The sequence below is a fragment of the Mycobacterium sp. NGS41 genome (genome assembly GCF_059812725.1).
This window is the reverse complement of the sequence record NZ_JCALDF010000002.1, coordinates 240,068-260,556: the sequence shown is the minus strand read 5'-3', so window position 1 is coordinate 260,556 and position 20,489 is coordinate 240,068. Positions and strand designations below refer to the sequence as shown.

Below are 20,489 nucleotides of genomic sequence, written 5' to 3'. Positions count from 1 at the left end.
CATGTCACCGCAAGCAGCGCCTGCGCTCACTGCGAAGGGCCAGCGAACACGAGAGGCGATCGAGCAGGCGGCCCGGAAATTGTTCGCCGAGCGCGGTTTTCACGGCACCACACTGGCCGACATCACCTCGGCCGCCGGCAGGTCGTCGGCGGTGTTCTACCGGTATTTCGCCGACAAGGAAGACCTGCTGGCCGCCCTGGCGGAGTCCTTTCTGCACGACGTGGTCTCGTCGGCACGGCTGTCTGTTCAGCTGCCACAGTCACCGGAGGACAGCGAATTCTTCGACTCGGTGGTGACCGGGTACTGGACCATCTTCAAGCAGAACATCGGCATCATGATGGCAATCGCCCAGCTAGGCGCCACCCAGCAACGATTTGCCGCGCTGCAGAACGAATTCCGGCGCTTCGGAATGGATATCGTCGCCGCATCCGTGCTGCACGCCCAGCAACAGGGCTACGGACACGACCTGAATCCGCAACACACGGCCGCCGCCATTGCGTTGTTGTTCGAACAGTTCACCAGTGTTTTCGGGGTGGTGCCGCCGGCCGATGCGGCCGGTCTGGGCCTTCGGATCAGCGATCAGGACGCCATCGCTACGCTGTCGACGATATGGAAGAAGACGCTCTACGGAGGTTAGTGCAGGTTACGCTGTTAGCGTAGACAGAAAGGCGTTTGCCATGGATTTCACTCTGCCAGAACATCTTCCGTCGCTACTTGCGGAGATGGACGCCTTCATCGAGCGTGATATCGCGCCGCTGCAGGCCGAGAACATGCAGTACTTCGACCATCGCCGGGAATTCGCCCGCACCGACGTGAACAATGACGGGATACCGACGCGGGAGTGGGAGGACCTGCTCGCCGAGATGCGCCGACGCGCCGACAAGGCGGGCTGGCTGCGCTACGGGCTGCCGGCGTCCCTGGGTGGCCGGGACGGCACCAACGTGGACATGGCAGTGATCCGGGAACATTTGGCGCACAAGGGCCTTGGTCTGCACAACGACCTGCAGAACGAATCGTCGATCGTCGGGAACTTTCCCCAAGTGATCATGATGGAGCGGTTCGGTACCGATACTCAGCGCCGCGATTGGTCGGAGGCTTTGATCACCGGGGAGCGTTCGATGGCGTTCGGCCTCACCGAACCGTCACACGGCTCCGACGCGACCTGGCTGGAAACGCACGCCGGACGCGACGGGGAAGACTGGGTGATCAACGGCTCCAAACGCTTCAACACCGGCGTGCACCGCGCGACGCACGACTTGATCTTCGCCCGTACCTCCGGTGAGCCGGGGCAGGCCCGGGGGATCACCGCGTTTCTGGTGCCCACCGACACGCCGGGGTTCACGGTTCCCTATTACTGGTGGACGTTCAACATGCCCACCGATCACGGCGAGGTCGAGTTGACCGACGTGCGGGTGCCCGCCGACGCGGTACTCGGTGAGGTGGACCGCGGCCTGGAGGTCGCCCAGACCTTCCTGCACGAGAACCGGATTCGGCAGGCGGCCAGCAGCCTGGGCGCGGCGCAATACTGCATCGACCGCGCCGCCGAATACGCCGGGAAACGCAAAGTGTTCGGCAAGCCGCTGTCGGTGAACCAAGCGGTGCAGTGGCCGCTGGCCGAACTGCAGACCGAGGCTCAAATGGTGCGGCTGCTGGTCTACTACGCGGCCTGGCACTTGGACCGTGACCACCACATGGAGGTCTCCGACAAAGTGTCTATGGCCAACTACCGCGCCAACCGGCTGGTCTGCGATGCCGCCGATCGAGCGATGCAGATCTGTGGCGGCCTGGGTTACAGCCGCCATGAGCCGTTCGAGCACATCTACCGACACCACCGCCGCTACCGGATCACCGAGGGCGCGGAGGAAATTCAGATTCGCCGGGTGGCGCAGCGGCTGTTCAAGTTCGGCCGGGAGTCTGCCAAGTGACATCAGCCCAAGAGCTGGCGGCCGCACTGCCCACGGTGTTGGCGCCGGCGCTTGGCGCGTCCACGACCATCGACAACCTGCATCAGCTGACCGGTGGTGCCAGCCGAACCACCTGGGCATTCGAGGCCGGCACAGGCGATGCACGCCGGTCGCTGATCCTGCGCACCGGACCGCCCGACGACCTGCACGCCAGCATGGAACTCGAAGCTCGCGCCCAGGCCGCCGCCAAGGCGACCGGCACGCCCGTCCCGCACATCCTGGTCGCCGACAATTCGACCGCCGCACTTGGCAATCCGTTTCTGATCTGCGACGAGGTCAAGGGCGAGACGATCGTTCGTCGCATTCATCGCCGCCTCGACGATCAGGGACGCGCGAACCTGCTCCGGCAGTGCGCCCAGGCGCTGGCCGCCATTCACCGCGCGAGCGCAGAGGATTTGGGCCTGGCCTACGAAGACCAGCTAGGACAATGGCGCGAGCGGCTCGATGCAATGGGCGACACCACCGCCACCTTCGAATTGGGGTTTCGCTGGCTAGCCGGCCATCAACCGCCGCCATCGAAGCGAGTGCTGGTGCACGGCGACTTTCGGATGGGCAATCTGATCGTGGACGGATCCCGGCTGGCCGCGGTCCTGGATTGGGAGCTGGTCCACGTCGGCGAGGCATACGAAGACCTGGCCTGGTTCTGCATCCGGGCGTGGCGGTTCGGCGCTCCGGTCACCCAGGGTGCCGGGGGTCTGGGCAGCATCGAGAGCTTCCTTCGGGCGTACGAGCAGGCTGGCGGCGAGGCCGTCGATCGTGCGGCGTTTCGCTGGTGGCTGGCACTGGCCACGCTGCGCTGGGGCGTCATCTGCCGTTTCCAGGCGGAGCGGCATCTGAGCGGGCTGGCGCGGTCGGTGGAGTTGGCGACCATCGGCCGCCGGGTCTGTGAGACCGAGTGGGACCTGCTCGACCTGCTGGAAGAGGTGGTCAGGTGAACAGCAGTCACGGCCGCCCGACAGCCGCCGAGCTCGTCGGAGCAGTCGCCGAATTCCTCGAAGCCGACGTCCGCGAGGCGACCGACGGACAGGTGAACTTCCACGCCAGGGTGGCCGCCAACGCGTTACGCATCGTCGAGCGCGAGCTGCTCGACACGGGTGAACCGGCCACCCGCGCGGCGCTCGAACGCCTGGGCTTCGACGACGAGGCCCAGCTTGCCGCCGCCATCCGGGCCGGGCAACTGGACGACGACCTTCCGGACGTGTACGCCTGCTTGCGGACGATCGTGCGACATCGATTGTCGGTTGCCCACCCGGGATACGCGCAGGGGTAAGCGGCCGGATACTGATCGGCAGGAAGGAGCGAGCACATGGCGGGTATCTCCAAGGTCGAGGCGGACACGGTCGACGAATTGGCCAACCGTCTGTTCACCGCCATCGAGAACGGTGACCGGTCAACGGTGGATCAGCTGTGGGACGACGACATCGCGGTGTGGCGAGTTGGCAAAGGCCCGGACCCCGCCAAAACAGATGACAAGGGCCGCGCGCTACGGGTCATCGACTGGTTCATCGGCGTCACCAGCCAGCGCCGCTACCAGATCCTCGATCGCGTGCTATTCGACGACGGATCCGTCCGCGGCTTCGTCCAGCAGCACATCCTGCACGCCACCGGCAATGCCGGAGAAGCGATCTCGTTGCGCGTGTGCATCGTGATCAAGGTAGGCACAAACGGCCTGATCAGCCGCATCGACGAGTACTTCGACCCAGCCGGCCTGGCTCCGCTGCTGGACTAGTCGCACAGAGAAAACACGAGGTGACTTGGAGACGACTATGACGACTCTGGAAACACTGCTGAGTGACCCCGACACGACCGGTGTCTGGAACCTTGCTCCGGACCGGTCAACCATCGGTTTCAAGATCAAGAACATGTGGGGGCTGGTGCCGGTCAAGGGCAAGTTCACCGAGTTCAGCGGTGACGGGCAACTGACCGCCAAGGGCGCGGTCTTCGGCCGCGTCGACATCCGCGTCGCGTCCCTGCACACCGGCATCGGCCGCCGCGACCGCCATTTGCTCTCCGCCGACTTCTTCGATGCCGAGCGCTTCCCCGAGATCAGCGTCGTCGTCACCGGTCTGGAACCGACCGCCGGCAAGACCGCTGACCTGCGGACGAGCTTCACGATCAAGGGGGTCACCGCCGAGGTGCCGTTTCCCGTCGCCGTCACCGAACTCGGCGACGGCTCGATCCGGATCTCCGGGAAAGCCGCGATCGATCGATTCCAGTTCGGCGTGGACTGGGACAAGGGCGGGATGGTCGGCGCGGAGGCGACGGTAACGGCGGAAGCCATCTTCGTGCGGGCGCCCCGGTAGGCCGGGCAACGCCCCAGTAGCATCTGCACCGTGCCCGCCTCCACCGACGCATTGCGGATCCTCGTCTACAGCAACAACGTCCACACCCGCGAACGCGTGATGCAGGCACTGGGCAAACACCTGCACCCGGAGCTACCCGAGCTGAGCTACGTCGAAGTCGCGACCGGCCCGATGGTGGTACGCACGATGGACGAGGGCGGCATCGACCTGGTCATCCTGGACGGCGAGGCCACGCCGACCGGCGGCATGGGCATCGCCAAACAGCTCAAAGACGAACTCGAGACATGTCCGCCGATTCTGGTGCTCACCGGACGGCCCGACGACGCCTGGCTGGCCACCTGGTCACGAGCCGAGGCGGCGGTGCCCCATCCGATCGACCCGATCGTGCTGGGCCGGACGGTGCTCGGACTGCTACGCGCTCCGGCGCACTAGTCGAGGTAACGGGATTCGCGAGCGTAACCGCACTGCGAAGTCCCGAGCCCGACGGGATGGCAGCCGCACCAAGGCCCACCCCGGGCACGTGCTCCGACGGTCGCGACGCTATGTTGAAGGTCACTGTGACGGCACCCAGACCCGGTACGTCACAGCAGCCCGGAACACCGCCTGGCCGCTGCTAAGTGGCTTAGCAGGCGGCCCCGTACGACGGATCATGGAGCGAGTTGAACGTCTACATACCCATCCTGGTGCTGGGGGCGATTGCCACCGCCTTTGCCGTGGGCTCGGTTGCGATCGCGAGCCTGGTCGGCCCGTCGCGGTACAACCGGTCCAAGCTGTCGGCCTACGAATGCGGGATCGAGCCGACGGGACCTTCCGGCCCCTTGGCAGCCGGCCCGCATGCGACAGCGGGACAGCGGTTCCCGGTGAAGTACTACCTGACCGCGATGCTCTTTATCGTCTTCGACATCGAAATCGTGTTCCTCTACCCCTGGGCCGTCAGCTTCGATGCGCTGGGGACGTTCGCACTGGTCGAAATGGTGATATTCATGCTCACGGTTTTCGTGGCCTACGCATACGTGTGGCGCCGCGGGGGCCTGACGTGGGATTGAGGTAAGACGTGGGCCTGGAAGAACAGCTGCCCGGTGGCATCCTGCTGTCAACTGTCGAGAAGGTGGCGGGCTATGTCCGCAAAAACTCGCTGTGGCCGGCGACCTTCGGGTTGGCCTGCTGCGCGATCGAGATGATGGCGACCGCCGGACCGCGCTTTGATCTTGCCCGGTTCGGAATGGAGCGGTTCTCCGCGACACCCCGGCAGGCCGACCTGATGATCGTCGCGGGGCGCGTCAGCCAGAAGATGGCGCCGGTCTTGCGTCAGATCTACGACCAGATGGCCGAGCCGAAGTGGGTCCTGTCCATGGGCGTGTGCGCCTCGTCGGGCGGGATGTTCAACAACTACGCGATCGTGCAGGGCGTGGACCATGTCGTGCCGGTGGACATCTACCTGCCCGGCTGCCCTCCGCGACCCGAGATGTTGTTGTACGCAATCCTCAAGCTGCACGAGAAGATTCAGGAAATGCCGTTGGGGGTCAACCGCGAGCAGGCCATCGCCGAGGCCGAGCAGGCTGCGCTGTCCGCCAAACCCACCATCGAGATGCACGGATTGCTGCGATGAGCTCGCCGGACCAGGACCCTCAGGAGGCGACCACCCGCGGCTCGTCCACCCAAGAGGTAGTCGACGTTCGCCTCGGCATGTTCGGCGTCAAAGGCACCGGCGACACCTCCGGGTACGGACGGCTGGTGCGCGAAGTCGCCCTCCCGGGCAGCAGCCCGCGGCCGTACGGCGGCTATTTCGACGACATCGCAGACCGGCTGGCCGAGGCGCTTCAGGGCGTCGACGTCGAATTCGACGACGCCATCGAGAAAGTCGTGGTCGACCGCGACGAACTGACCTTGCACGTCCGCCGCGAGATGCTGCCTCAGGTCGCGCGCCGGCTGCGCGACGAGCCGGAATTGCGCTTCGAACTGTGTCTGGGCGTCAGCGGGGTGCATTACCCGCACGAAACCGACCGCGAACTGCACGCCGTCTACCCGCTGCAGTCGATCACCCACAACCGTCGTCTCCGGCTGGAAGTGGCTGCGCCGGACAGTGATCCGCACATCCCGTCGCTGTTCGACATCTACCCGACCAGCGACTGGCACGAGCGCGAGACCTACGACTTCTTCGGGATCATCTTCGATGGCCATCCGTCGCTGACCCGCATCGAGATGCCCGACGACTGGCACGGCCACCCGCAACGCAAGGACTACCCACTAGGCGGAATTCCAGTGGAATACAAGGGCGCCCAGATACCCCCGCCCGACGAGCGGAGGGGCTATAACTGATGACCGAGACCACAGGAATGACCGAACCTGATACCGTCCTGGTCGCCGGCGGGCAGGACTGGAACGAGATCGTCGAGGCTGCCCGCCAAGCCGATCCCGGTGAACGCATCGTCGTCAACATGGGTCCCCAGCACCCGTCCACCCACGGTGTGCTGCGGCTTATCCTCGAGATCGAAGGTGAGACGGTCACCGAGGTCCGATGCGGAATCGGCTACCTGCACACCGGAATCGAGAAAAACCTCGAGTACCGCTACTGGACTCAGGGCGTCACCTTCGTGACCCGGATGGATTATCTGTCACCGTTTTTCAACGAAACCGCGTTCTGCCTGGGTGTAGAGAAGCTGCTCGGCATCACCGACGAAATACCCGAGCGCGTCAACGTGATCCGGGTATTGATGATGGAGCTCAACCGGATCTCGTCGCACCTGGTCGCATTGGCAACCGGCGGTATGGAACTGGGCGCGATGACGGCGATGTTCATCGGCTTCCGGGGGCGCGAGTACATCCTCAACATCTTTGAACTGATCACCGGGCTGCGGATGAACCACGGCTATATCCGGCCCGGCGGCGTGGCCCAGGATCTGCCGCCCGACGCGGCCAGCAAGATCGCGGACTACCTCGAGCCGTTGCGGCAATCACTGCGCGACATGGGAAACCTGCTCAACGAAAACGCCATCTGGAAGGCGCGCACCGAGGGTGTCGGCTATCTGGACCTGGCCGGCTGCATGGCACTGGGCATCACCGGCCCGATCCTGCGGTCCACCGGGTTGCCACACGACCTGCGCAAGAGCGAACCCTACTGCGGCTATGAGAACTACGAGTTCGACGTCATCACCGATGACAGTTGTGATGCTTACGGGCGCTACATCATTCGCGTCAAAGAGATGTGGGAGTCGGTGAAGATCATCGAGCAGTGTCTGGACAAGTTGCGGCCGGGCCCCACCATGATCGAAGACCGCAAGATCGCGTGGCCCGCCGACCTGAAGGTGGGCCCCGACGGCATGGGCAACTCCCCGGAGCACATCGCCAAGATCATGGGCAGCTCGATGGAGGCGTTGATCCACCACTTCAAGCTGGTGACCGAGGGCATTCGCGTTCCGCCGGGCCAGGTTTACGTGGCAGTCGAGTCGCCGCGCGGCGAGCTCGGCGTACACATGGTCAGCGACGGCGGTACCCGTCCCTACCGGGTGCACTACCGGGATCCTTCCTTCACCAACCTGCAGGCGGTCGCCGCGATGTGCGAGGGCGGGATGGTCGCCGATCTGATCACCGCGGTCGCCAGCATCGACCCGGTGATGGGCGGGGTGGACCGATGACCGGACCGCAGGGCCAGCCGGTGTTCATCCGGCTCGGACCGCCGCCCGACGAGCCCAACCAGTTCGTGGTCGAGGGTGCTCCCCAGTCGTATCCGCCGGACGTGCAGGCGCGGCTGGAGGTGGACGCCAAGGAGATCATCGGCCGCTACCCCAGCAAGCGCTCGGCGTTGTTGCCGCTGCTGCATCTGGTCCAGGCCGAGGACTCTTACCTGACGCCCGCCGGATTGGAGTTCTGCGGTGAGCAATTGGGACTGACCGGCGCCGAAGTGTCGGCAGTGGCGAGCTTTTACACCATGTATCGCCGCGGCCCCACCGGCGACTATCTGGTCGGTGTCTGCACCAACACGCTGTGCGCCGTCATGGGTGGCGACGCCATCTTCGACGCCCTCAAGGACCATCTCGGCATCGGCAACGACGAGACGACCGACGACGGGACCGTCACGCTGCAACACGTCGAATGCAATGCGGCCTGTGACTACGCGCCGGTGGTGATGGTCAACTGGGAGTTCTTCGACAACCAGACACCGGACTCCGCGCGCGAACTCGTCGACTCGCTGCGCTCCGGAGAACCGAAGGAGCCGACCCGCGGCGCCCCGTTGTGCGCGTTCCGCGAGACATCGCGCATCCTGGCCGGTTTACCCGACCCGCGGCCCGACCAGGGCCAGGGCGGTCCGGGCGCGGCCACCTTGGCCGGCCTGCGGGTGGCGCAGGAAAACGGCATGGAAGCACCTCCCGGGCCGGGGGGTCAGTCATGAGTACCTCGCAGGCAACTCCGTTGACCCCGGTGATCAGCCGCTACTGGGACGACCCCGAGTCGTGGAGCCTGGCGACCTATCAGCGCCATGACGGCTACAAAGCCCTGGAGAAGGCGCTGGCGATGGAGCCCGACGCGGTGATGGGAACCGTGAAGGACTCGGGGCTGCGGGGGCGCGGCGGCGCAGGGTTCTCGACCGGCACGAAGTGGTCCTTCATCCCGCAAGGCGACACCGGCGCGGCCGCCAAGCCGCACTACCTGGTGGTCAACGCCGACGAGTCGGAACCCGGTACGTGCAAAGACATTCCGCTGATGCTGGCGACGCCGCACGTGCTCATCGAGGGCGTCATCATCGCCTCTTACGCGATCCGCGCGAACCACGCCTTCATCTACGTGCGCGGTGAAGTGCTGCCGGTGCTGCGCCGCCTGCAGAACGCGGTGGCCGAGGCCTATCAGGCCGGCTTCCTGGGCAGCAATATCAACGGTTCCGGATTCGATTTGGAGCTGGTGGTGCACGCCGGCGCGGGCGCCTACATCTGCGGCGAGGAAACCGCGCTGCTCGACTCGCTGGAGGGGCGGCGCGGCCAGCCGCGGCTGCGGCCGCCGTTTCCCGCCGTCGCCGGCCTTTACGGCTGCCCCACGGTGATCAACAACGTCGAGACGATCGCCAGCGTCCCGGCGATCATTCTCAACGGCGTGGACTGGTTCCGGTTGATGGGGAGCGAGAAATCGCCTGGCTTCACGCTGTATTCGCTGTCCGGACACGTCACCCGCCCGGGACAGTACGAGGCACCGCTGGGTATCACGTTGCGTGAGCTGCTCGACTACGCCGGCGGGGTGCGCGCTGGGCACCGGCTCAAGTTCTGGACACCGGGCGGGTCGTCGACGCCGCTACTCACCGACGAGCATCTCGACGTACCGCTGGACTACGAAGGTGTGGGTGCGGCCGGTTCGATGTTGGGCACCAAGGCGCTGGAGATCTTCGACGAGACCACCTGTGTGGTGCGCGCGGTGCGCCGCTGGACCGAGTTTTACAAACACGAGTCGTGCGGCAAATGCACACCGTGCCGGGAAGGCACCTTCTGGTTGGACAAGATCTACGAGCGGCTGGAAACCGGCAAGGGCACTTACGAAGACATCGACAAGCTGGTGGACATCTCCGATGCCATCTTGGGGAAGGCGTTCTGCGCGTTGGGCGACGGCGCTGCCAGCCCGGTGATTTCGTCGGTCAAGCTCTTCCGCGACGAGTACATCGCCCACGTGGAAAGAGGCGGTTGCCCGTTCGACCCCCGCGACTCCATGCTCACGTTGGACGGAAAGGCGTGACACTTCCATGACCACCACTTCTGGTGCGGCCGAGGCCCAAACCGGCGACGGGGTGAGCGAGCCGGAGATGGTGACGCTGACCATCGACGACGTCGAAATCAGCGTTCCCAAGGGGACTTTGGTGATCCGCGCGGCCGAGCTGATGGGCATCCAGATTCCGCGGTTCTGCGATCATCCACTGCTCGATCCGGTCGGCGCATGCCGACAGTGCCTGGTCGAGGTCGAGGGGCAACGCAAGCCGCTGGCGTCGTGCACCACCGTCGCCACCGACGACATGGTCGTGCGTACGCAGCTCACCTCGGAGGCCGCCGACAACGCCCAGCACGGCGTGATGGAGCTGCTGCTGATCAACCATCCGCTGGACTGCCCGATGTGCGACAAGGGCGGCGAATGCCCGCTGCAGAACCAGGCAATGTCCAACGGCCGCGCGGATTCTCGCTTCACCGACGTCAAGCGCACCTTCGCCAAGCCGATCAACATCTCCTCGCAGGTGCTGCTGGACCGCGAGCGCTGCATCCTGTGCGCCCGCTGCACCCGCTTCTCGGAACAGATCGCCGGAGACCCGTTCATCGACATGCTGGAGCGCGGCGCCCTGCAGCAGGTCGGCATCTATGCCAACGAACCGTTCGACTCGTACTTCTCCGGTAACACCGTGCAGATCTGCCCGGTCGGCGCGCTGACCGGCACCGCCTACCGGTTCCGGGCCCGCCCGTTCGACCTCGTCTCCAGCCCCAGCGTGTGCGAGCACTGCGCGTCCGGTTGCGCGCAGCGTACCGATCACCGCCGCGGCAAGGTGCTGCGCCGGCTCGCCGGCGACGACCCCGAAGTCAACGAGGAGTGGAACTGCGACAAGGGCCGGTGGGCCTTCACCTACGCGACCCAGCCCGACGTGCTCACCACTCCCCTGATCCGCGACGCGGACGGCACGCTGCAACCCGCGTCGTGGTCGCACGCCATGGTGACGGCGGTTCAGGGGCTCGAGGCCGCGCGCGGCCGCACGGGTGTGCTGGTCGGTGGCCGGGCGACCTGGGAGGACGCCTACGCGTACGCCAAATTCGCCCGAATCGCGCTGGACACCAACGACATCGACTTCCGCGCCCGCCCGCACTCGGCCGAGGAAGCCGAGTTCCTGGCGGCCCACATCGCCGGCCGGCCGGTGACGGTCAGCTACAGCGACCTGGAATCGGCACCGGTGGTGCTGCTGGTCGGCTTCGAGCCGGAAGAGGAATCGCCGATCGTGTTTCTGCGGCTGCGCAAGGCCGCGCGCAAAAACAAGGTTCCGGTGTACGCGGTCGCCCCGTTCGCGACGCGCGCGCTGCACAAGATGTCCGGCCGGTTGCTCAAAACCGTTCCCGGCGAGGAGCCGTCGGTGCTGGACGGGCTGGCCACCGGTGAAGTGGGCGACCTGCTGTCCACGCCCAATGCGGTCATCATGGTCGGCGAACGCCTGGCCACGGTGCCGGGCGGATTGTCCGCGGCGGCGCGCCTTGCCGAGACCACCGGCGCGCGGCTGGCGTGGGTGCCGCGGCGCGCCGGCGAGCGTGGCGCACTAGAGGCCGGGGCGCTTCCCACACTGCTGCCGGGTGGCCGTCCCGTGACCGACGACGCTGCCCGCGCGCAGGTCAGCGCCGCATGGCACGTCGCCGAATTGCCTTCCGCGGCCGGACGTGACGCGGACGGCATCCTGGCCGCTGCCACCCACGGCAGCCTGGGCGCGCTGCTGGTCGGCGGCGTGGAACCCGCCGACTTCGCCGATCCGGACGCGGTGCTGGCCGCGCTGGACGCGACGGACTTCGTGGTCAGCCTGGAGCTGCGCCACAGTGCCGTGACCGAACGCGCCGACGTGGTGTTTCCGGTCGCGTCGACGGCGCAGAAGGCCGGCACCTTCGTCAACTGGGAGGGCCGCTACCGCGGGTTCGCACCCGCGCTGCACGGCACCAGCCAGGGAGCCCGCCAGTCGGACCACCGGGTGCTCGACGCGCTGGCCGACGAAATGGGCGTCTTCTTGGGATTATCCAGCGCCGAGATGGCCCACCTGGAGCTCTCCGCGTTGGGAGCCTGGGACGGCGAATACGCCGCGAGCCCGCAGGTCGCCGCCCACGACTCGGCCCAACCCGAATCCGGCGAGGCGGTGTTGACCGGCTGGCGTCAGCTGCTTGACGCCGGGGGGCTGCAGGACGGCGAGCCGCATCTGGCCGGTACGGCGCGCGCACCGATCGTGCGTTTGTCGGCCGATACCGCGGCCGAGATCGGCGCCGCCGAGGGCGATGAAGTCACGGTCAGCACGCCACGTGGCTCGATCACCTTGCCGCTGACCATCACCGACATGCCCGATCGGGTGGTGTGGCTGCCGCTGAACTCCCCGGGTTCGGCCGTGCACCGGCAACTGGGCGTAACACTCGGCAGCGTCGTGAAAATCGGGGTGAACAAGTGAACATGCACCGCGGCGGCGACGATGCAGAGCGAAGCGATGGGGAGGAGCGGCGCGCATGACGGCGTTCGGGCACGACACCTGGTGGCTGGTGCTGGGCAAGTCGCTGGCCATATTCGTCTTCTTGATGTTGACGGTGCTGGTGGCAATCCTGGCCGAACGCAAGCTGCTGGGTCGGATGCAACTGCGGCCCGGGCCTAACCGCGTAGGCCCGAAAGGCGCCCTGCAGAGCCTGGCCGACGGCATCAAACTGGCGCTGAAGGAGAGCATTACCCCCAACGGGATCGATAAGTTCGTATATTTTGCGGCACCGGTCATTTCGGTGATTCCCGCATTCACCGCCTTCGCGTTCATCCCGTTCGGTCCCGAGGTGTCGGTGTTCGGTCACCGCACCCCGTTGCAGCTGACCGACCTGCCCGTCGCGGTGCTGCTCATCCTCGGGCTGTCGGCGATCGGGGTGTACGGCATCGTGCTGGGCGGCTGGGCGTCGGGTTCCACCTACCCGCTGCTGGGCGGGGTGCGGTCCACCGCACAGGTCATTTCCTACGAAGTGGCGATGGGGCTGTCGTTCGCGACGGTGTTCCTGTTCGCCGGCAGCATGTCGACATCGAAGATCGTGACCGCGCAGAACGGCGTGTGGTACGTCTTCCTGCTGCTGCCGTCGTTCGTGGTGTACCTGGTCTCCATGGTGGGTGAAACCAACCGGGCGCCATTCGATTTGCCCGAAGCCGAGGGTGAACTGGTCGCGGGTTTCCACACCGAGTACTCGTCGCTGAAGTTCGCGATGTTCATGCTGGCCGAATACGTCAACATGACGACGGTTTCGGCGTTGGCCGCGACGATGTTCCTCGGCGGTTGGCACGCTCCCTGGCCGCTGAACATGTGGGCGGGAGCCAACACCGGCTGGTGGCCGCTGCTCTGGTTCGTCGCCAAGGTGTGGACCTTCATGTTCATGTACTTCCTGCTGCGGGCCACGCTGCCGCGGCTGCGCTATGACCAGTTCATGGCGCTGGGCTGGAAGCTGCTGATCCCGGTCTCGCTGGTGTGGGTGATGATCGCGGCGGTCATTCGCACGCTGCGCAATCAGGGCTACCAGCATTGGACCCTGCTGCTGGTGATCAGCAGCGTCGTTGTCGCCACCGCGCTGGTGTTCTCGCTGCGCAGGCCGTTCAGCGTACCCAGCCCGCGCGCCCAGGCGCGGGCGCTGGCCAAGCAGCGTCGTGAAGAAACCGAAAGTGCCGGCACCGCAACGTCATTCCCGACACCGCCGCTGCCGACGCAGAAAGCCGACGCGAGCAAGGAGACAGTACGTGCCTAGGTTCTTGGACGCGATCGCAGGATTCGGCGTGACGTTCGGCTCGATGTTCAAAAAGACCGTCACCGAGGAGTACCCCGAGAAGCCCGGCCCGGTCGCACCGCGCTACCACGGCCGCCACCAACTCAACCGGTACGCCGACGGCCTGGAGAAATGCATCGGCTGCGAGCTGTGCGCCTGGGCCTGCCCGGCCGACGCGATCTACGTCGAGGGCGCCGATAACACCGAAGAGCAACGATTTTCGCCAGGCGAACGCTACGGGCGGGTGTACCAGATCAACTATCTGCGCTGCATCGGCTGCGGCCTGTGCATCGAGGCCTGCCCGACCCGGGCGCTGACAATGACCAACGACTACGAGATGGCCGACGACAACCGCGCCGACCTGATCTACGAGAAGGACCGGCTGCTGGCCCCGCTGCTGCCGGAGATGACCGCGCCGCCGCATCCCAGAGCGCCCGACGCCACCGACAAGGACTACTACCAGGGCAACGTGACCGCAAACGGCTTGCGCGAGACGCAAAGCGCCGCACCCCAAGCCGGAGACGCTCAGTGATCGCGACACTTGCGACGGACGTCATCGTGCGCACTTCCACCGGTGAAGCGGTGGCGTTCTGGGTGCTGGGGTCGATGGCGCTGATCGGCGCGATCGGCGTGGTGCTGTCGGTCAACGCCGTCTACTCGGCGATGCTCCTGGCGATGACGATGATCGTCCTGGCCGTGTTCTACATGATCCAGGACGCACTGTTTCTGGGCGTCGTTCAAGTCGTGGTCTACACCGGCGCGGTCATGATGCTGTTCTTGTTCGTGCTGATGCTGATCGGTGTGGATTCCGCGGAGTCACTGAAGGAAACGCTGCGCGGCCAGCGAATCGCCGGGGTGGTGACCGGGGTCGGGTTCGGCATTCTGCTCATCGGCGCCATCGGCAACGTGGCAACCGGCGGCTTCGTCGGACTGACCACCGCCAATGCCAACGGCAACGTCGAAGGCCTGGCGGCGCTGATCTTTTCGCGTTACCTGTGGGCGTTCGAGTTGACCAGCGCGCTGTTGATCACCGCCGCGGTGGGCGCGATGGTGCTGGCCCATCGGGAACGTTTCGAGCGCCGCAAGACCCAGCGCGAACTCTCCCAGGAGCGGTTCCGTCCCGGCCGGCGCGCCACGCCGCTGCCCAGCCCCGGTGTCTACGCGCGCCAGAACGCGGTCGACGTGGCCGCGCTGCTCCCCGACGGCTCCTACTCGGAGCTGTCCGTCTCGAAAATCCTGCGGACCCGCGGCGCGGACGGCGCGGAACTGCAAACGCCTGCGTCTCCCGGCGCCGAAGCCGAAGCCGGCTCCGAGCCGGACCCCCAGCCCGTCCAAGGCGGTTTGTCATGAACCCGGCCAACTACCTCTACCTTTCGGCGCTGTTGTTCACCATCGGGGCCGCCGGTGTGCTGTTGCGCCGCAATGCCATCGTGATGTTCATGTGCATCGAGCTGATGCTCAACGCCGTCAACCTGGCGTTCGTCACCTTCGCCCGAATGCACGGGCACCTGGACGGCCAGATGATCGCCTTTTTCACGATGGTGGTAGCCGCCTGCGAGGTCGTCGTCGGCCTGGCCATCATCATGACGATTTTCCGTACCCGTAAATCGGCGTCCGTCGACGACGCGAATCTACTCAAAGGCTGAAGAACGCCAAGATGACTCACTACACCTGGCTGCTTGTGGTACTGCCGCTGGCAGGTGCCGCGATCCTGCTGTTCGGCGGCAGACGCACCGACGCGTGGGGCCATTGGCTGGGCTGCGCCGCGGCGCTGGCGCCGTTCGGGGTCGGCGTGAGCCTGCTCGCCGACATGCTCGGCTCAGACGAAGCGCACCGCGTCATCCACCAAGTTGTGTTCAGCTGGATTCCCGTCGCCCAACTGCAGGTCGACTTCGGCCTGCAGATCGACCAGTTGTCAATGTGTTTCGTGCTATTGATCACCGGCGTGGGATCGCTGATTCACATCTATTCGGTCGCCTACATGGCCGACGATCCGGACCGCCGCCGGTTTTTCGGCTATCTCAACCTGTTTTTGGCCTCGATGGTTCTGCTCGTGGTCGCCGACAACTATGTGCTGCTCTACGTCGGCTGGGAAGGCGTCGGCCTGGCCTCCTACCTGCTGATCGGTTTCTGGTACCACAAGCCCTCGGCGGCCACCGCGGCCAAGAAGGCATTCGTGATGAACCGGGTCGGCGACGCCGGCCTCGCTCTGGGCATGTTCCTAATGTTCAGCACCTTCGGCACCCTGTCGTATGCCGGGGTGTTCGCCGGCGCAAAGGGCGCAAGTCAGGGCGCGCTGACGGTGATGGGTCTGCTGTTGCTGCTGGGCGCCTGCGCCAAGTCCGCGCAGGTGCCGCTGCAGGCGTGGTTGGGTGACGCGATGGAGGGCCCCACCCCGGTGTCGGCTTTGATCCACGCCGCCACGATGGTGACCGCGGGTGTGTACCTGATCGTGCGGTCCAACCCCTTGTACAACCTGGCTCCCGACGCGCAACTGGGGGTGGTCGTCGTCGGCGCCGTCACGTTGCTGTTCGGGGCGTTCATCGGCTGCGCGAAGGACGACATCAAGCGCGCGTTGGCCGCGTCCACCATGAGCCAGATCGGCTACATGGTGCTGGCCGCCGGCCTGGGCCCGGCCGGCTATGCGTTTGCGATCATGCATCTGCTCACGCACGGGTTCTTCAAGGCCGGCCTGTTCCTCGGCTCCGGTGCGGTGATCCACGCGATGGACGAAGAGCAGGACATGCGCCGCTACGGCGGCCTGCGGACCGCTCTGCCGGTCACCTTCGTCACGTTCGGGCTGGGCTATCTGGCGATCATCGGTGTGTGGCCGTTCGCGGGCTTCTGGTCCAAGGACGCGATCATCGAGGCGGCGCTGGGCGCCGGCGGCACCCGCGGTTATGTGCTCGGCGGGGCAGCGCTGCTGGGTGCGGGCATCACCGCGTTCTACATGACGCGGGTGATGCTGATGACCTTCTTCGGCGAAAAACGTTGGGCCCCGGGCCTGCATCCACATGAGGCGCCGAGACTGATGACGTGGCCGATGATCCTGCTGGCCGTCGGCTCGGTGTTCTCCGGTGGGCTGTTCGCCATCGGGGGCACTTTGAAGCACTGGCTCGAGCCGGTCGTCGGAGCCCATGAGGAAGCCGCCCATGCCTTCCCGGCCTGGGTCACCACAGTGGTGGCGCTGGCCGTCGTCGCCGTGGGAATCGCGGTGGCCTACCGGATGTACGGCGGCAAGGTGGAAATCCCCCGGGTTGCCCCCGTCGGAGTATCGGTGCTTACCACGGCCGCACGCGCCGACCTGTACGGCGATGCCTTCAACGAGGAGGTGTTCATGCGCCCTGGTGGGCAGCTGACCAACGCGCTGGTCGCGGTCGACAACGCGGGTGTGGACGGCTCGGTCAACGGGCTGGCCGCACTGGTGAGCCTGACGTCGAACGGCCTGCGGCGGATGCAAACCGGCTTCGCGCGCAACTACGCGTTGTCGATGCTGGCCGGCGCGGCCCTGGTGGTCGCTCTCCTCCTGGCGGTGAAGCTGTGGTGAGCGGCAACATACCGTGGCTCACGGTGCTGTGGCTGGTGCCGCTGGCCGGTTCGGTGCTGATCATCCTGCTGCCCCCGGCGTTGCGGGAGTTCGCCAAGTGGACCGGTCTGTTCGTCAGCGGCCTGACCCTGGCGGTCGCGATCGTCATCACGGTCGGGTTCGATTCCAGCGGGGGCGCGGCCTACCAGTTCGTCGAAAGCCACCGCTGGATACCGGCGTTCGGCGCCGGCTATACCCTCGGCGTGGACGGCATCGCGGTGGTGTTGGTGATACTGACCGCGGTCCTGATGCCACTGTTGCTGGTGGCCGGCTGGAACGACGGCGGCGACCGGAACCCCCGGGGTGTGCACGCCTACATCGCCCTGGCGCTGGCCATCGAGTCGATGGTGCTGGTCTCGGTGGTCGCGCTGGACGTGTTGCTGTTCTACGTGTTCTTCGAGGCCATGCTCGTCCCGATGTATTTCCTGATCGGCGGCTTCGGTCAAGGCCGCGGGCGCTCCCGCGCTGCGGTGAAGTTCTTGCTGTACAACCTGTTCGGCGGGTTGATCATGCTGGCCGCGGTGATCGGGCTGTATGTGGTGACCTCGCAGCATGGCTCCGGCACATTCGACTTCCGTCAGATCGTGACCGGCTTCGCATGGGGCTATTACCGCGCCGACCCCGCGGTCATCAAGGCGCTGTTCCTGGGCTTCATGTTCGCCTTCGCCATCAAGGCACCGCTGTGGCCATTCCACCGCTGGCTGCCCGATGCAGCCGTCGAGTCCACACCGGCCACCGCGGTGCTGATGATGGCGGTGATGGACAAGGTCGGCACGTTCGGCATGCTGCGCTACTGTCTGCAGTTGTTCCCTGGCGCGTCAACGTATTTCCGTCCGTTGATCATCACGCTGGCCATCATCGGGGTGATCTACGGCGCGGTCGTCGCGATCGGCCAGGCCGACATGATGCGGCTGATCGCCTACACATCGATCTCGCACTTCGGCTTCATCATCGCGGGCATCTTCGTGATGACCAGCCAGGGGCAGAGCGGGTCGACGCTGTACATGCTCAACCACGGGCTGTCCACGGCGGCGGTGTTCCTGATCGCAGGCTTCCTGATTTCGCGGCACGGCAGCAGAACGATCTCCGACTACGGCGGGGTGCAAAAGGTGGCGCCGATCCTGGCCGGCACGTTCCTCGTCTCGGCCATGGCCACGCTGTCGCTGCCCGGCTTGGCCCCGTTCATCAGTGAATTCCTGGTCCTGCTGGGAACTTTCAACCGTTACTGGCTGGCGGCGGCATTCGGGGTCACCGCGTTGGTGCTGTCCGCCATCTACATGCTGTGGCTCTACCAGCGCACGATGACCGGGCCGGTGGCCAAAGGCAACGAACACATCCGTGATCTGGTCGGGCGCGAGATGGTCGTCGTGGCACCGCTGATCGCGATGCTGCTGGTGCTCGGGGTCTACCCCAAACCGGTGCTGGACATCATCAACCCCGCGGTCGAGAACACCATGGCCACCACCGGCCAGCATGATCCCGCGCCGCGCGTGCCACCGGGGCAGGCCGCACCCCGCACAGCCGAAGGACCGCACCGATGACCCTTCCCTCCCCCAGCGTCGAGTACTTCCTGCTGTGCCCCATGCTCATCGTCTTTTCGGTCGCTGTGGTCGGCGTGCTGGTGGAAGCGTTCCTGCCGCGACGGGCCCGGTACCTCGCGCAGGTCACGCTAGCCCTGGGCGGTTTGATCGCGGCGTTCGTCGCCGTCGTCGTGGTGGCCAGGTCGCTCGGGGCGTCCGGTCGTGCGGCCGTGCTGGGTGCGGTGGCCGTGGACCGACCGACTTTGTTCCTGCAGGGCACGATCCTGCTCGTCGCGGTGATGGCGGTCATCTTCATGGCCGAGCGCAACGCCCGCGCGGCAGCGCAAACCGCCGCGGCGCAAACCAAAGTGGCTGTGGCGGCGGGGCGTTCGGGCGGACTGGACTCTTTTACTCCGCAAGCGTCCGCGGTTCCCGGCGGCGAAGCCGAACGCGAGGCGGAGCGGGCCGGAGCGGCGCAGACGGAGCTCTTCCCGCTGGCCATGCTGTCGGTCGGCGGCATGATGGTGTTCCCCGCGTCCAACGACCTGTTGACGATGTTCGTTGCGCTGGAAGTTCTCTCGCTGCCGCTGTACCTGATGTGCGGACTAGCCCGGCACCGCCGCCTGCTGTCACAGGAAGCGGCGATGAAGTACTTCCTGCTCGGTGCGTTCTCGTCGGCCTTCTTCCTCTACGGCGTGGCGCTGCTGTACGGCGCGACTGGCACCCTGACCCTGCCCCTGATCCGCAAAGCGCTTGCGGCGCATGGCGACACCTCGCTGGCCCTGGTCGGTGTCGCGCTACTGTCGGTCGGCCTGCTGTTCAAGGTCGGCGCGGTGCCATTCCACTCCTGGATTCCCGACGTCTACCAAGGTGCGCCCACCCCGATCACCGGGTTCATGGCCGCGGCCACCAAAACCGCGGCGTTCGGTGCCCTGCTGCGGGTGGTCTATGTCGCGCTGCCGCCGCTGCATGACCAGTGGCGGCCGGTGCTGTGGGCGATTTCGATCCTCACCATGGCGGTAGGCACCGTCACCGCGGTGAACCAGACCGATGTCAAGCGGATGCTGGCCTATTCGTCGGTCGCCCACGTTGGTTTCATCCTCACCGGCGTGATCGCCGACAACCCGGCAGGACTTTCGTCGACGTTGTTTTATCTGGTCGCCTACAGCTTCAGCACGGTGGGCGCGTTCGCCATCGTCGGCTTGATCCGCAACGTCGACGGTGTCGAAGACGCCGACCTGTCCCACTGGGCCGGGCTCGGACAGCGTTCCCCCATTGTGGGCGTGATGCTTTCGATGTTCTTGCTGGCCTTCGCCGGTATTCCGCTGACCAGTGGATTCGTCAGCAAGTTCGCCGTGTTCAAGGCCGCGGCCGAGGGTGGCGCCGTGCCGCTGGTGGTCATCGGTGTGGTCTCCAGTGGAGTGGCCGCGTACTTCTACGTGCGGGTGATCGTGCTGATGTTCTTCACCGACGGATCCGACAAGACGCCGCAGGTGTACGCCCCGGGCATCTTGAGCAAGGTAGCGATCGCGGTATGTGCGGTAGTCACAGTGCTTTTGGGTATCATCCCGCAGCCGCTGCTCGACCTGGCCAACCAGGCCGCGCAGATGCTGCACTGAATCGACGGCCGCGGC

General features: G+C 65.9%; 21 protein-coding genes. All 21 read left to right on the top strand.

What is annotated here, in order from left to right; translation table 11 throughout:
- Position 1 precedes the first annotated feature (1 nt).
- The 21 genes from AC5Y21_RS03455 (at position 2) to nuoN (ending at position 20,474) form a co-directional block, all read left to right on the top strand.
- Entirely contained in the window at positions 2–637 is a 636-nt protein-coding gene (locus tag AC5Y21_RS03455) for a TetR/AcrR family transcriptional regulator (protein WP_499909579.1), read from the top strand.
- A gap of 40 nt (positions 638–677) precedes the next feature.
- Positions 678–1,925, top strand: coding sequence for an acyl-CoA dehydrogenase family protein (locus AC5Y21_RS03450; protein ID WP_499909430.1), 1,248 nt, complete (start codon positions 678–680; stop codon positions 1,923–1,925).
- Positions 1,922–2,899, top strand: coding sequence for a phosphotransferase family protein (locus AC5Y21_RS03445; protein ID WP_499909428.1), 978 nt, complete (start codon positions 1,922–1,924; stop codon positions 2,897–2,899). Before AC5Y21_RS03450 ends, AC5Y21_RS03445 begins: the two co-directional genes overlap by 4 nt.
- Entirely contained in the window at positions 2,896–3,234 is a 339-nt protein-coding gene (locus AC5Y21_RS03440) for a DUF6285 domain-containing protein (RefSeq protein WP_499909426.1), read from the top strand. Before AC5Y21_RS03445 ends, AC5Y21_RS03440 begins: the two co-directional genes overlap by 4 nt.
- Positions 3,235–3,270: 36 nt before the next feature.
- Positions 3,271–3,693 carry a nuclear transport factor 2 family protein gene (locus tag AC5Y21_RS03435; RefSeq protein WP_499909424.1) on the top strand — a complete coding sequence of 141 codons (423 nt, stop codon included), beginning with the start codon at positions 3,271–3,273 and terminating at the stop codon, positions 3,691–3,693.
- Between the two features lie 37 nt (positions 3,694–3,730).
- Complete coding sequence (locus tag AC5Y21_RS03430; RefSeq protein ID WP_499909422.1) at positions 3,731–4,267, top strand: YceI family protein; 537 nt, start codon at positions 3,731–3,733, stop codon at positions 4,265–4,267.
- Positions 4,268–4,297: 30 nt separating this feature from the next.
- Positions 4,298–4,699 carry an Rv3143 family two-component system response regulator gene (locus AC5Y21_RS03425; RefSeq protein ID WP_499909420.1) on the top strand — a complete coding sequence of 134 codons (402 nt, stop codon included), beginning with the start codon at positions 4,298–4,300 and terminating at the stop codon, positions 4,697–4,699.
- Positions 4,700–4,926: 227 nt separating this feature from the next.
- A complete protein-coding gene (locus AC5Y21_RS03420) occupies positions 4,927–5,313 on the top strand; it encodes an NADH-quinone oxidoreductase subunit A (RefSeq protein ID WP_499909418.1) in 387 nt (128 codons plus the stop codon).
- Between the two features lie 8 nt (positions 5,314–5,321).
- Entirely contained in the window at positions 5,322–5,876 is a 555-nt protein-coding gene (locus tag AC5Y21_RS03415; RefSeq protein WP_499909416.1) for a NuoB/complex I 20 kDa subunit family protein, read from the top strand.
- Entirely contained in the window at positions 5,873–6,586 is a 714-nt protein-coding gene (locus AC5Y21_RS03410) for an NADH-quinone oxidoreductase subunit C (protein WP_499909414.1), read from the top strand. Before AC5Y21_RS03415 ends, AC5Y21_RS03410 begins: the two co-directional genes overlap by 4 nt.
- Complete coding sequence (gene nuoD, locus AC5Y21_RS03405) at positions 6,586–7,902, top strand: NADH dehydrogenase (quinone) subunit D (RefSeq protein ID WP_499909412.1); 1,317 nt, start codon at positions 6,586–6,588, stop codon at positions 7,900–7,902. The genes AC5Y21_RS03410 and nuoD overlap by 1 nt, the downstream gene beginning before the upstream one ends.
- Positions 7,899–8,657 (top strand): NADH-quinone oxidoreductase subunit NuoE, encoded by a 759-nt coding sequence (gene nuoE / locus AC5Y21_RS03400; protein ID WP_499909410.1) that lies wholly within the window; start codon positions 7,899–7,901, stop codon positions 8,655–8,657. The genes nuoD and nuoE overlap by 4 nt, the downstream gene beginning before the upstream one ends.
- Positions 8,654–9,982, top strand: coding sequence for an NADH-quinone oxidoreductase subunit NuoF (nuoF, locus tag AC5Y21_RS03395; RefSeq protein ID WP_499909408.1), 1,329 nt, complete (start codon positions 8,654–8,656; stop codon positions 9,980–9,982). The genes nuoE and nuoF overlap by 4 nt, the downstream gene beginning before the upstream one ends.
- Positions 9,983–9,989: 7 nt before the next feature.
- Positions 9,990–12,416: an NADH-quinone oxidoreductase subunit G gene (locus tag AC5Y21_RS03390; protein WP_499909406.1), complete on the top strand. Its 2,427-nt coding sequence runs from the start codon at positions 9,990–9,992 to the stop codon at positions 12,414–12,416.
- Positions 12,417–12,471: 55 nt separating this feature from the next.
- Positions 12,472–13,731 carry an NADH-quinone oxidoreductase subunit NuoH gene (gene nuoH, locus AC5Y21_RS03385; RefSeq protein ID WP_499909404.1) on the top strand — a complete coding sequence of 420 codons (1,260 nt, stop codon included), beginning with the start codon at positions 12,472–12,474 and terminating at the stop codon, positions 13,729–13,731.
- The gene (gene nuoI / locus AC5Y21_RS03380; RefSeq protein WP_499909402.1) at positions 13,724–14,281 is read left to right on the top strand and encodes an NADH-quinone oxidoreductase subunit NuoI; all 558 of its coding nucleotides are present in this window, start codon (positions 13,724–13,726) and stop codon (positions 14,279–14,281) included. Before nuoH ends, nuoI begins: the two co-directional genes overlap by 8 nt.
- Entirely contained in the window at positions 14,278–15,099 is an 822-nt protein-coding gene (locus tag AC5Y21_RS03375; protein ID WP_499909400.1) for an NADH-quinone oxidoreductase subunit J, read from the top strand. The genes nuoI and AC5Y21_RS03375 overlap by 4 nt, the downstream gene beginning before the upstream one ends.
- Positions 15,096–15,395, top strand: a complete 300-nt coding sequence (gene nuoK / locus AC5Y21_RS03370; protein WP_499909398.1) for an NADH-quinone oxidoreductase subunit NuoK — start codon at positions 15,096–15,098, stop codon at positions 15,393–15,395. The genes AC5Y21_RS03375 and nuoK overlap by 4 nt, the downstream gene beginning before the upstream one ends.
- An 11-nt stretch (positions 15,396–15,406) precedes the next feature.
- Positions 15,407–17,296 (top strand): NADH-quinone oxidoreductase subunit L, encoded by a 1,890-nt coding sequence (gene nuoL / locus AC5Y21_RS03365; RefSeq protein ID WP_499909396.1) that lies wholly within the window; start codon positions 15,407–15,409, stop codon positions 17,294–17,296.
- The gene (locus AC5Y21_RS03360) at positions 17,293–18,876 is read left to right on the top strand and encodes an NADH-quinone oxidoreductase subunit M (RefSeq protein WP_499909394.1); all 1,584 of its coding nucleotides are present in this window, start codon (positions 17,293–17,295) and stop codon (positions 18,874–18,876) included. The genes nuoL and AC5Y21_RS03360 overlap by 4 nt, the downstream gene beginning before the upstream one ends.
- Positions 18,873–20,474 (top strand): NADH-quinone oxidoreductase subunit NuoN, encoded by a 1,602-nt coding sequence (gene nuoN, locus AC5Y21_RS03355; protein ID WP_499909392.1) that lies wholly within the window; start codon positions 18,873–18,875, stop codon positions 20,472–20,474. The genes AC5Y21_RS03360 and nuoN overlap by 4 nt, the downstream gene beginning before the upstream one ends.
- Positions 20,475–20,489: the final 15 nt, after the last annotated feature.